Origin of the sequence: Thiohalomonas denitrificans, from assembly GCF_900102855.1 — a bacterium.
GTDB lineage: Bacteria > Pseudomonadota > Gammaproteobacteria > Thiohalomonadales > Thiohalomonadaceae > Thiohalomonas > Thiohalomonas denitrificans.
Genome location: NZ_FMWD01000001.1, coordinates 537,699 through 549,585, shown reverse-complemented (window position 1 = coordinate 549,585; position 11,887 = coordinate 537,699). Strand labels below are relative to the sequence as shown.

At 60.7% G+C, this 11,887-nt stretch carries 9 protein-coding genes; 5 read left to right on the top strand and 4 right to left on the bottom strand.

What is annotated here, in order from left to right; genetic code table 11:
* Positions 1–217: 217 nt before the first annotated feature.
* The gene (locus BLP65_RS02545) at positions 218–1,180 is read left to right on the top strand and encodes an IS110 family RNA-guided transposase (RefSeq protein ID WP_092992258.1); all 963 of its coding nucleotides are present in this window, start codon (positions 218–220) and stop codon (positions 1,178–1,180) included.
* 47 nt (positions 1,181–1,227) lie between these two features.
* On the opposite strand, the gene BLP65_RS02540 is transcribed toward BLP65_RS02545, so the two are convergent.
* On the bottom strand, positions 1,228–3,180 hold the full coding sequence (locus BLP65_RS02540; RefSeq protein WP_317623046.1) for a polysaccharide biosynthesis protein: 1,953 nt from the start codon (positions 3,178–3,180) through the stop codon (positions 1,228–1,230).
* Positions 3,181–3,496: 316 nt separating this feature from the next.
* On the opposite strand from BLP65_RS02540, the gene BLP65_RS02530 reads away from it, so the two are divergent.
* On the top strand, positions 3,497–4,906 hold the full coding sequence (locus BLP65_RS02530) for an MBL fold metallo-hydrolase (RefSeq protein ID WP_092992251.1): 1,410 nt from the start codon (positions 3,497–3,499) through the stop codon (positions 4,904–4,906).
* 207 nt (positions 4,907–5,113) lie between these two features.
* Here BLP65_RS02530 and BLP65_RS02525 read toward each other — a convergent pair whose 3' ends face one another.
* Together BLP65_RS02525 and BLP65_RS02520 are read right to left on the bottom strand one after the other, a co-directional pair.
* The gene (locus BLP65_RS02525; RefSeq protein WP_092992249.1) at positions 5,114–5,455 is read right to left on the bottom strand and encodes a hypothetical protein; all 342 of its coding nucleotides are present in this window, start codon (positions 5,453–5,455) and stop codon (positions 5,114–5,116) included.
* A 259-nt stretch (positions 5,456–5,714) separates the two neighbouring features.
* Positions 5,715–6,485 (bottom strand): spermine/spermidine synthase domain-containing protein, encoded by a 771-nt coding sequence (locus BLP65_RS02520; protein ID WP_092992247.1) that lies wholly within the window; start codon positions 6,483–6,485, stop codon positions 5,715–5,717.
* A 74-nt stretch (positions 6,486–6,559) separates the two neighbouring features.
* On the opposite strand from BLP65_RS02520, the gene BLP65_RS02515 reads away from it, so the two are divergent.
* A complete protein-coding gene (locus tag BLP65_RS02515) occupies positions 6,560–7,345 on the top strand; it encodes a M48 family metallopeptidase (RefSeq protein ID WP_139181401.1) in 786 nt (261 codons plus the stop codon).
* Positions 7,346–7,359: 14 nt separating this feature from the next.
* On the top strand, positions 7,360–7,713 hold the full coding sequence (locus BLP65_RS02510; protein ID WP_092992243.1) for a DUF4389 domain-containing protein: 354 nt from the start codon (positions 7,360–7,362) through the stop codon (positions 7,711–7,713).
* Positions 7,714–7,831: 118 nt separating this feature from the next.
* Here the strand turns inward: BLP65_RS02510 and BLP65_RS02505 are convergent, their stop codons facing one another.
* Positions 7,832–8,281 carry a DUF192 domain-containing protein gene (locus BLP65_RS02505; protein ID WP_175452402.1) on the bottom strand — a complete coding sequence of 150 codons (450 nt, stop codon included), beginning with the start codon at positions 8,279–8,281 and terminating at the stop codon, positions 7,832–7,834.
* Between the two features lie 827 nt (positions 8,282–9,108).
* Between BLP65_RS02505 and leuS the strand changes: the two genes are divergently transcribed.
* Positions 9,109–11,670, top strand: a complete 2,562-nt coding sequence (gene leuS, locus BLP65_RS02500; protein ID WP_092992333.1) for a leucine--tRNA ligase — start codon at positions 9,109–9,111, stop codon at positions 11,668–11,670.
* The last annotated feature ends 217 nt before the right edge of the window (positions 11,671–11,887 follow it).

The following is an 11,887-nucleotide window of genomic DNA, read 5'->3' as shown; positions in this document are numbered from 1 at the left end:
CGCTTGTATGTTTGTTCCCGGCAAGTCACAAAGGGGCTTGTCGGGGTGGAGGGACGAACGCCGCATCTGGCCAAAGGCACAGACCGTAGGAGATATCGTCCCGCCCCTCACCTAATCGCCAATATGGAATCTATCGGCTATGGACCGACGATTAATGGCAAGCCAGCGCTAGGGTGAGCCCCGACAAGCATGTTCACATTAGTCGGGGGAGCATCTCATGGCAATGCCTGTACGGCCGTATCTGGTGGGGGTGGATGTCAGTAAGGCGGAGCTGGCTATCTGCGAACATCCTGAAGCTCCGGTAATCCTTCTGGAGAATGACCCGGGGTCGATAGCCGGGTGGCTAAAACAGTTGCAGGCTCCGGCCTGCCTGGCCGTCGAGGCCACCAATACCTACCACATGGAACTTGTGGACCAAGCGCACCGCCTTGGCCATACGGTGTACGTGGTCGATGGCTTTCGCCTGAACCGCTATCGCCAGAGCATCGGCGGCCGCGCGAAGACCGACAGTTCCGATGCCCGCCTGCTATGGCGGTACCTGGACCGGGAACGGGCTGACCTAAGGCCCTGGACACCGCCCTCGAAGGGCTATCGCACCCTCCAGCAGCTACTCAGACGCCGCGCCGTGCTCGTCCGGGCCAAATCAGCTCTGGAGCAGAGCCTGCGGGAGGTACCTGAGCTCAAGCGAGAAGCCCAAGGGCTCACCAAACAGTTCAAGATGCTCGACAGCGCCATCCTGCGCCGGATTCGAGAATGTATTCGCCACCACCAATGGCAGGCGGATATGGAGCGCTGCCAAGGCATTGAGGGGGTGGGACCACTGAGCGCCGCCGCGCTAACCATGGCCTTCCAGCGAGGTCACTTCCGCAGCAACGACGCCTTCGTCGCGTTCCTGGGGCTTGATGTGCGGGTCCGGGACTCCGGCAAGACCCGGGGGCAACGGAAACTGACCAAGCAAGGCGACCCGGAGCTGCGCCGACTTCTCTACCTAGCCGCTATGACCGCGAGCCGAAGCGCCACTTGGCGCGGCTTCTATCAGCGCCACTTGGACCGCGGTCTATCCCCAACGCAGGCGTTCATCATCCTCGCAAGGAAAATCGCAAGAATCGCCTTCTCGCTCCTTAAGAACCAAACCACCTATCAGCCCAAACCTCACATCGAGGCTTGCGCCGTGACATAGAATCTCCTACATAAATACACACCCGTTTGGAACAGTATTTAGTGCGGTCAGTGTAACGCGGTCACCTTTGGGGATGCTTCGACTCGGGGTGTAGCGCACCAGAGTTTGTCAACGATATCGCCGCTGGGCGCATATTCATTGACCAGCTGCTCAAGGATTTGTCGGGTTTTTTCGCAGTCGTTGTCCGAGATGGCAAGTTCTAGCCGATCCAGTATCGTGGTAAGTGGTTTCCTGTGGGTGTAGTTTTCCACCGCACGCCAGATCAGCGGGTGATCGGTCCCCACCGGGTTTTCATCGATCAGCAATTCTTCGTAGAGCTTTTCGCCCGGGCGCAGGCCGGTGTATTCGATGGCGATATCGCCGTTAGGATGGGCGGCATCCCGTACCTCGAGACCGGAGAGCCGAATCATCTTTTGGGCAAGATTGTCGATGCGCACCGGTTCGCCCATGTCCAGCACGAACACTTCCCCCCCCTTGGCCATTGAACTGGCTTGCAGTACCAGTTGTGCCGCCTCCCGGATGGTCATGAAGTAGCGGGTGATATCGGGGTGAGTGACGGTCACCGGCCCCCCGTTGTGGATCTGTTCCCGAAACAGCGGTACCACCGAGCCGGATGAGCCCAGCACATTGCCGAAGCGCACCATGCAGAAGCGCGTCTTTACCCTCGAGCCCATTGTGGCCACCCGCTCCTGCTGGGCCTGCAGAATAAGCTCGGCCAAGCGCTTGCTGGCGCCCATGACGTTGGTCGGCCTTACTGCCTTGTCGGTGGAGATCAGTACGAAGGTGGAGACACCGCATTCCACGGCGACCTCGGCAGCCTGGCGAGTGCCAAAGGCGTTGTTGCGGATGCCTTCGATGAGGTTGTGTTCCACCAGGGGGACATGTTTGTAGGCGGCAGCGTGGTAGATGGTGTCTACCTGGAAGTTGTTCATGACCAATTTCAGACGGCTCTTGTCCTGTACCGAGCCGAGTACGGGTTCGACGGGGATATCCATGGAGTTTTCGGCCGCAAAACCTTCCAGTTCGCGGTTGATAGCGTAGAGGGCAAATTCCGACATTTCGTAAAGGACCAGCCGGCTTGGACGCTGGGCAAGGATTTGCCGGCACAGTTCGGAGCCGATGGAGCCGCCTGCGCCACTGACCATGACGGTTTTTCCCGTGATGCAGGCCGTCAACAATTTGGGATCGGGTGCAATCGGATCGCGGCCGAGCAGGTCTTCGATGTCGATTTCGCGGATTTCGTCGAGGCTGGCGGCGCCGGATACCAGATCGTCCAGGCCGGGAATCGTTCGTACGTGGACCCGATACGGCTCGAGATTTTCGAGGATCTCCACCCGGCGTGTGCGTGTGAGTCTCGGCATCGCCAGAAGCACATCCGTCAGGCCCATCTCTTCGGCCAGCTCTCTGATGTTTTCGGGGCCGAGCACCTCAATGCTGTTGACAAAGCTGCCGGTCAGCACCGGATTGTCATCGATGAAGGCGATGGGTTCGTAGTCGGAGCTGTGCTCCAGCATTTGCGCCAATTGAGCTCCGGCGGTACCCGCGCCATAGATCGCAACCGGATCGCGAGCAGGATTCCGGGAGAAGCGTGAAAACAGGTAAGCCCGTACTGCGAAGCGGGTGCCGCTTACGTAGATTAGCGCCAGGGCCCAGTAGATCAGGGGAACGGAACGGGGTACGCCCACAATTCCGGATAGAAGGACGAGCGCCCCCAAGAGGAGAGAGGAAAGAGTTATCCCCTGGAGTACCGTGATGGCCGCCTTCATGCCCATGAACCGCACAATGGCGCGATACAGTCCTAACCAGATAAATACCGGCAGGGTAATCAGGGGGACGGCAATGAACAGCCATGTGTATTCGCCGACCGGAGGTGTCAGGGTGCCGTAACGGGCCGAAAATGCCAGCCAGAGCGCAATCGGTATCCCCGTGAAATCGCTCAGGATCATCAAGCCGCGTTTGGCAGGCCTGGGTAGTGAAAGTACTTTTGTGATGATGTTCACGGAAATTCCCTCTCTCCCCGTTACCGATTGTAATGGCGGCTATTCCCGAAAGGAAGACCTCCGTGTTCAAAGCCGGCTGGAGATCATAAAAGAGCAAATGATTGCCACAGGTGCCCACGTCACAGAGACGCCAGAAGGCTCGCCTAACCACCCTACGGGAGCGGAAACCCATATCGGTAGGAGGCGCGCCCCCGTGGCGATTTTCATTCTGGAATCACACCAGGCAGGGCTACTCACTGAACCATTGGCCGAATACTTGATAGGGGCTCCTCGTCACGGCAGGATATAGCCGTAGATAACCAGAAGGATGCATGAGATGGAACTTGGGCGAGGGATAACGATTCACCATCACGGAGGCGTGGAAGGGGTTACCGGCTCCTGTCATGAACTGAAGGGGCCTGAAGGCTCGGTGCTGATCGATTGCGGTCTGTTTCAGGGTGCCGACGATCGCTCGTCGGACGGGCTGGAGATCGATTTTGACCTCGATTCCGTTCGCGCGCTGGTGCTGACGCATTGTCATCTGGATCACGTTGGGCGTGTGCCGTATCTGTTTGCTGCCGGATTTCGCGGTCCCGTCTACTGCTCCGAGGCGACTGCGCAACTTTTACCGCTGGTGATCGAGGATGCACTGGAAATCGGTTTTACCCGCGACCGGCGGCTCATTGAACAGTTTCTGGAACTCCTGAAGAAGCAGACGGTTGCCGTTCCCTACGGGCGCTGGACTGCGGTACCCGAAACCGGGATGTCGCTGCGGCTGCAGCCGGCGGGGCATATTCTGGGTTCTGCGTATGTGGAGTTCGATATCCCGGTCGACGGAGTGCGGGCGGTCGGTACGCGCCGTGGCAAACGGGTGGTCTTCTCCGGCGATTTGGGAGCACCCTACAGCCCTCTCCTGCCTGCCCCGAAACCGCCTCGCAGGGCCGATGTGCTGGTGCTCGAAAGTACCTATGGCGACCGGCAGCATGAAGCACGCCGTACCCGACGGCAGCGGCTCCAGGCGGTGGTGGAGCGCTGCCTCGAAAATCGCGGAGTAGTACTGATTCCTGCTTTCAGCATCGGGCGTACGCAGGAGTTGCTGTATGAACTGGAGCAGACGATCCACTGTTGTGGTGACCGGCCGGCCACGCGCGGCTTGCCCTGGCGCGACATGGAGATCGTGGTGGATTCGCCCCTGGCCGCCCGTTTTACTCGTGAGTACCGCAGCCTGAAGCGCTTCTGGGACGACGAGGCGCGGCAGCGGGTGGCCAGCGGACGCCATCCCCTCTCGTTCGAGCAGCTGACCACGATTGATAACCATGACGATCATCTGCGCGCAGTGGATTACCTGGGCAGGAGCGGCCGCCCCACGGTGGTGATCGCGGCCAGCGGCATGTGTGCCGGTGGACGGGTGGTCAATTATCTCAAGGGACTGCTCGGCGATCCCCGTACCGACGTCCTGTTTGTGGGGTATCAGGCGGAAGGGACGCCGGGGCGTGACATTCAGCGTTATGGCCCTTCCGGCGGCTGGGTACGGCTGGATGGCCAGAAATACGACATCCGCGCCGGCGTTTATACCCTCGGTGGCTATTCGGCCCACGCTGACCAAAAGAATCTGGTGGATTTTGTAGCCCGGATTCGAAAAGGGCCCACGGAGATCCGGCTGGTGCATGGTGAGCAGGGGGCACGGGAGGCTCTCGCCGGAGCTTTGCGGGAGCGATTGCCGGAGATGCGGGTGGTGTTGCCGTAGGGGGGTGATTGTGTTTTTAGGTTTTAGGTTTTAGGTTTTAGGTTTTACGTTTTACGTTTTATAGGCACCATCCGGATTGAATTCGACGCTCGGGGGCGGTTAAAGACCCTTGGTAGGAGGCGCGCCCCCGCGGCGATTTTCGTTCAGGAACTGCGGGATCCCGGCAGGAGGCGCGCTCCCGCGGCGATTATGCAGGAGGCTGCCGTTTTACGCCGTCGCTGGAGCGGTTCTTGTTGGGTGGGCAGCAGCCGGAGCCGGCTGTCCTAAAAGGCTATGGATAGCCGTCTGTCCTTCGATATCGAATTCCAGAAGGGTTTCACTGGGTTCTGAACGTGTGACCCGGGCCGGGATTCGGTGTACCCGGTTATGTCCTTCGTGGCGGTAGGATAGCGTGACCTCCACCTCGGCCTGGCTGGGTAGCAGAATGCAGCCGGTCTCGACGGCCATGCCCGAGGCGCCGAGGAGTTTGGCGGTGGCCCGAACCAGGCCCAAGGGGGGATAGTTGAGAATGAGGTGAATTCTTTTGTTTTCAGATAGAGTATTCAGCATTTCGGGTGCCCCGCATTATTCCGGCATTTTTGTGTGATCTCTGCTGACCGTTGCGGCATCGTTCCCAAAGCCGGAAAGGTTTTTCTTAAAGTTAGTCAAATTGGGCCCATTTACCAGAGGCGTTTGGCCGACCAGTTCACAATTCTTGAGAAATTCGCTTTTATTTTCCGGGGAAGTCAGAACAGACGGGTCAAAAGTTGAAGACGGCCTGAAGGCCGACCTACACGCCGCTCCGACTCGGAACGCGTACAACGCCAAACTATCTGTTGTTCTTTCGCAGTCGCTTCAGAAAGGCGGGGAACTCCACGTCCAGTGTGTCGGCCAGTTCGCGGGCTCGGGGACCCAATGCATTGAGTTCACGAGGGCGCGGGATTGCGGGGCCGCCGATTCCGATGATGTTGTCCTTGCCTTCCACCGGAAGCCGTAGTACCTGGCCGAAGCTGTCATTCATCATCGCCAGGAGGTCCGAAGCCCGGATGACATCGTCGGACCACAGGTTCATCGCCAGGGTGCCGCGCCCCGAGAGGCGCATTCGGCAGTCCTCCAGGAAAGGCACCCCGCAGACATCGCCGGCGATGCCGTCTTCCAGAAAAGCATCGATCAAAATGAGGTCGTAGTCGCCGAATTCGGGGGAAGCCGAGCCCATAAACAGGGCGCCGTCTTCGATGAACACGTTAAGGCGCGGATCGTCGGGTAGTTCGAAGTAAGTCCTCGCCAGCCGGTGAACCTTTTTCCGGACTTCAACGACATCAACCCGGCACTCGGGGAAGTAATGCAGCAGGAATTTGGTCAGCGAGCCGCCGCCGAGTCCCACCAGCAAGGCCCGCTGCGGGTCCGGTGTAAACAGCAGCGACGCCGCCATTGCGCGGGTATAGCTCAGTACCAGTCGGGCCGGATAATGGACGTCGGTACTGCTCTGCTTGGCATTGTTGCCAAAGTGCAGCGACCGCTCAAAGCGGTCCTCGACAATCTCCAGAATGCCAAAGGCGTCCCGGCTCTGGTGGATGACCTTGCCGCCGTATTTTTGCATACGCGGATGATACACCAGTGGGGGATGGGGGATGGGTAGTGGGGAATGGGGAAATGGGGAGTGGGGGATGGGGAATGGGGAATGGGGAATGGGGGATGGGGGATGGGGAGTGGGTAGTGGGTAGTGGGGAAGGGGAAATGGGTAGTGGGGGAATGGTAATGGGTGATGGGGACTTTCGCGTGCGGCTCAGTAGCCGCGCGAAGCATGTGCGCCTCAAGGTCTTGCCTCCGGGGCGTGTGGAGGTGGTGGTGCCGCGCGGCTTCGACCAGCGGCAGCTGCCTGCGCTGTTGGCGCGGCATGAGGAGTGGTTGGCGCGCACGGTCGAGAAGGTGAGCAGTGAATACGGCGGAACGCAGACTCAGATTGTCCCTCCGGACAGCGTGGAGCTGGCGGCCCTGGGGCGACGGCACCGGGTGGAGTACCGGCGTCAGGGCGGATCCCCGCGCTGTGCGTTGCTGCGGGACGGCACCTTGCGGGTGCAGCATGGCGGCGAATCGGATTGGCGGGATGCGCTCAGAAGGTGGCTGGCGAACCAGGGGCGGGAGCACCTTCCGTCGTGGCTGAAGCGTGTCAGTGAGGAGGTCGGGCTGCCCTACCGGAAGGTGACTATACGTAGTCAGAAGACCCGCTGGGGCAGCTGTTCGGCCCGCAAGAACATCAGTCTGAACTGTGGCCTGCTGTTTTTTTCTCCGCAGGTTGTTCGCTACCTTTTCATCCACGAGCTCTGCCACACGGTACATATGAATCACTCCCGCCGGTTTTGGGGGCTGGTGGAACGGCTGGAACCCGATTATCGTAAGTTGGACCAGCAGTTGAAGCTGGCCGCTCGCAACCTGCCGGCTTGGGCCCGGCGTGACTGAAGGAAAGACCCTCCATGGAACGCAGCTTCAAGAAAAACATCCGCTCTCGAGATGCCTGGCTCCGCATTCTCTATATGCTGCTTTTCGCGGTGATCTACGGTGTGGCAGAGATAGTGCTCGGCGCCGTGGTCCTGTTTCAGATCGGTGCCAGCCTGATTACCGGTCGTGCCAATGAACGTCTCCGGAATTTCGGACAGCAACTGGCGACCTATCTCTATGACGTCGTTCTGTTCCTGACCTATCACAGCGAGTTCAAACCGTTTCCCTTCGAGCCGTGGCCCGACGGACCGCCCAAGGCCCGGTGTCTGCCTCCTCCCGCAGAGGACATCGACGCTGCGCATAGCGAATCGGACCTGGATGGGGGCTGAAGCGGCTTCCATGTAGGTTGGCGCTGAGGAACGAAGCCCAACAACAGCGTTGGGGTTCGCGTGACTCACCCCAACCTACAACGATGTTCTCGGACAGGCTGCCAGTGGCGGCGCAGGTTTAGAGGAATTGCAGTCGATCGCCGGGCTTGAGCTTCAGGCGTTCGGTGGTGCCGGCGGGCAGTTCGAGGACGTATTTCACCGGAGCTGCGGTTCGGTATCGGGGGCAGTCCCGATAGGGGCAGGGCGGCACGTGGGTGTCGGTACGAATGAGGGCACTGTTCGCGTCGAAATAGAGGATGTCGATGGGAAATCGCACATCCTTGTTCCAGAAGCTGACCGGCTGCGGGTGCTGATAGACGAAAAGCATTCCGGTACCTTGGGGTAGTTGCTCCCGGTGCATGAGGCCCCGCCGTTGTTCAGCTGCGCTGGTCGCCAGTTCGACCCGGAAGGCTTCACCCCCCACCTGCACATGCGCGGTCTCCAGACCGTATCCGGGCAGAAACAGAGCCAGGATCGCAATGGCAAAAATCGCCAGGAAGACCTGTTTGCCTGCCTTTGATTGGTTCATGAAGTTTCCGTTGTCAGCCGCCGACCGGAGTGAAGGCATCCCACATTGCCGACCCGGTTGATATTGTTCAAGGATGCAGTGGTCCTATTATAAAGGTTGAAAATCACCGCGGGGTGCGGAGGGAACGGAGACTCGGACCGGTAGGAGGCGCGCCCCCGCGGCGATGTGCGGATCGGGAATCGTATCAGGTGGGGCCGCCACCGAACGAAGATGAGCCCGCAGCGAAGCCGGAAATGGTGGGTTCCGGTGTCGCTCCGAATGGAGGCCAGACGCGGTGGGGCGGCGCGCGTTATGGGCACGGGCAATCCGAACGGGCGGTGAATTGCGCGCCTAACCCACCTACGGGAACTACGGGAACGGAGACTCGGACCGGTAGGAGGCGCGCCCCCGCGGCGATGTGCGGATCGGGAATCGTATCAGGTGGGGCCGCCACCGAACGAAGACGAGCCCGCAGCGAAGCCGGAAATGGTGGGTTCCGGTGTCGCTCCGAATGGAGGCCGGCTAGTTCGAGTCGTCATCCCCGCGCAGGCGGGGATCCATTTTGAGCCATGCCGCTGCTCTCTGGATTCCCGCCTGCGCGGGAATGACGGGGGAGTAGCCAGACGCGGTGGGTGCGGCGCGCGTTATGGGCACGGGCAACCCGAACGGGCGGTGAATTGCGCGCCTAACCCACCCTACGCAGATGTGGGAGGCGCGCCCTCGCGGCGATTTTCGTCGCCGATGCCGCCGCATCGGTGCCGCTGGTCCTTTCAGTTGTTTGCCGCGGGCTGCCTGCGGTATCCTGACCCGTTTATCCGTCAGTCAAATTCAGGCGTTTTTCAATGGCATTGGACGAGCAGTACCAACCGGCGGTCATCGAGGCCGAGGCCCAGCAATATTGGCAGGAGAACCGCTGTTTTGAGGTGACGGAGGACCCGGACAAGGAGAAGTTCTACTGCCTGGCCATGTTCCCCTATCCCTCGGGGCGGCTACACATGGGGCATGTGCGCAACTACACCATCGGCGATGTTATCAGCCGCTATCAGCGCATGATCGGCAAGAATGTCCTCCAGCCGATGGGTTGGGATGCTTTTGGCCTGCCGGCGGAAAACGCCGCCATCAAGAACAATGTGCCGCCCGCGAAGTGGACCTACGAAAACATCGACTACATGCGCGGGCAGCTCCAGCGGCTCGGTTTCGGCTACGACTGGAAGCGCGAACTCGCTACCTGCCACCCCCAATACTACAAGTGGGAGCAGTGGCTGTTCACCCGGCTGTTCAAGAAGGGTCTGGTCTACAAAAAGACTTCGCCGGTGAACTGGTGCCCGAATGACCTGACGGTACTGGCCAACGAGCAGGTGATCGAGGGCCGCTGCTGGCGCTGTGATACGAGCGTCGAGCGCAAGGAGATCCCGCAGTATTTCATGAAGATCACCGCTTATGCCGACGAGTTGCTGGCCGGGCTGGATAAACTGGATGGCTGGCCGGAGCAGGTGCGGACAATGCAGCGCAACTGGATCGGGCGCTCCGAGGGCGTGGAGATCGCCTTCGGAGTGGAGGGCAGGGACGAGCCCCTGAAGGTCTACACCACCCGCCCGGATACCCTCATGGGCGTCTCCTACGTGGCGGTGGCGCCGGAGCACCCGCTGGCGATCGAGGCCGCGACGCAAAACAGTGAACTGGCTGGTTTCATCGAGGAGGCCGGTAACCTGCAGATCTCCGAGGCCGCCATGGAGACCATGGAGAAGAAGGGCGTGGACACCGGCCTCAAGGCGCTCCACCCCATCTCCGGCGAACCGGTGCCCATCTATGCGGCCAACTTCGTGCTCATGGCCTACGGCGAAGGGGCCGTCATGGCTGTGCCGGGTCACGATCAGCGCGACTGGGAGTTCGCCCGCAAGTATGGTCTGCCGATCAAACAGGTGATCAAGCCCGCCGACGATTCGGAGGCTGACGACGCACAGGGAAGTGCTAGTGCCGCGGGAGGCAGGATGCCGGGAGCGGATCTGACCCAGGCCGCCTTCACGGACAAGGGGATTTTGGTCGATTCCGGCGAGTTCAGCAATCTGACCTCCGGGCAGGCCTTCGATGCCATCGCCGAGTACCTGGAGCAGCGGGGCCGGGGCAAAAAACGGGTCAATTACCGCCTGCGTGACTGGGGCGTCTCCCGTCAGCGCTACTGGGGTTGCCCGATACCCATCATCAACTGCCCCTCCTGCGGCGAGGTGCCGGTGCCGGAAGATCAGCTCCCCGTCGTTCTGCCGGAGGATGTGGCCTTCGACGGCATCGGCTCGCCCATCAAGAAGATGCCGGAGTTCTACGAGACCACCTGTCCCACCTGTGGCGGCAAGGCGGAGCGGGAGACCGATACCTTCGATACCTTCATGGAATCCTCCTGGTATTACGCCCGCTACACCTGCCGGGACAATGACGATGCCATGCTGGACGAGCGCGGCGATTACTGGCTGCCGGTCGATCAGTATGTCGGCGGCATCGAACACGCCATCCTGCACCTGCTCTATGCTCGTTTCTATCACCGACTGATGAGGGATTTCGTGGGCGACGCACAGGGAAGTGCTAGTGCCGCGGGAGGCAGGAAGCCGGGAGCGGCCCTGGTCGACTCGGACGAGCCGTTCGCCAACCTGCTCACCCAGGGCATGGTGCTCAAAGACGGGGCGAAAATGTCCAAGTCCAAGGGCAACACCGTCGATCCCCAGGACATGATCGCGCAGTACGGTGCCGACACGGTACGCCTGTTTACCATGTTCGCGGCGCCGCCGGAGCAGTCCCTGGAGTGGAACGACTCCGGCGTGGAGGGTGCGTACCGTTTTCTCAAGCGGCTGTGGGCCTTCGCCCATGAGCATGCAGAGGCGATTGGTGCTGCAGCGGCCGAACAGCCGGACCGGGAAAACATGGCCGATACGGTCAAGACGGCCCGGCGGGAGATCCACGAGGCCCTGGCCCAGGCTCGCACCGACTTCGGCCGCTACCAGTTCAACACGGTGGTGTCCGCCTGTATGAAGGTGATGAACATCCTCGCCAAACTGGACGATACCAAAGGGGCCGACGTCCTGCGCCGTGAAGGCCTGGGCATTCTGCTACCGCTGCTCTCGCCCACGGCTCCCCACGTCACCCACCACCTGTGGCGCGAGCTCGGCTATGGCGACGACATCCTCACCGCCCCCTGGCCAGAAGTCGATGAGTCCGCCCTCAAGCGCGACACCATCGATTTGGTGGTGCAGGTCAACGGCAAGATGCGCGGCAAAGTGCAGGTGAGTGCTGCTGCCGACAAGACCAGCGTGGAAGCCACTGCACTGGCCGATGAAAACGTCCAGCGCTTCATCGAAGGCAAGGAGGTCAAGAAAGTCATCGTCGTTCCCGGACGACTGGTGAACGTGGTCGCGACGTGAGTGGGTAGTGGGTAGTGGGTAGTGGGTAGTGGCGAGTAGCGAGTAGTGAGGGGAGATTCAAGTGGCGAGTAGCGAGTGGCGGGGGGGACTTAAGTGGCGAGTGGCGAGTAGCGAGTGGCGAGGGGACCGAGCCAGTCTCTTCGCCTCGGGAGGAGAGCGGAACGAAACCATATGGGAGAGAGCGGAACCAAGCCATTCCCTCCCCCTCTGGGGGAGG

Bases quoted from the DNA above. Each gene is read 5' to 3' on its own strand.
- BLP65_RS02545 (WP_092992258.1), top strand. From the start codon at position 218: ATGGCAATGCCTGTACGGCCGTATCTGGTGGGGGTGGATGTCAGTAAG.
- BLP65_RS02530 (WP_092992251.1), top strand. From the start codon at position 3,497: ATGGAACTTGGGCGAGGGATAACGATTCACCATCACGGAGGCGTGGAA.
- BLP65_RS02525 (WP_092992249.1), bottom strand. From the start codon at position 5,455: ATGCTGAATACTCTATCTGAAAACAAAAGAATTCACCTCATTCTCAAC.
- BLP65_RS02520 (WP_092992247.1), bottom strand. From the start codon at position 6,485: ATGCAAAAATACGGCGGCAAGGTCATCCACCAGAGCCGGGACGCCTTT.
- BLP65_RS02515 (WP_139181401.1), top strand. From the start codon at position 6,560: ATGGGGAATGGGGAATGGGGGATGGGGGATGGGGAGTGGGTAGTGGGT.
- BLP65_RS02510 (WP_092992243.1), top strand. From the start codon at position 7,360: ATGGAACGCAGCTTCAAGAAAAACATCCGCTCTCGAGATGCCTGGCTC.
- BLP65_RS02505 (WP_175452402.1), bottom strand. From the start codon at position 8,281: ATGAACCAATCAAAGGCAGGCAAACAGGTCTTCCTGGCGATTTTTGCC.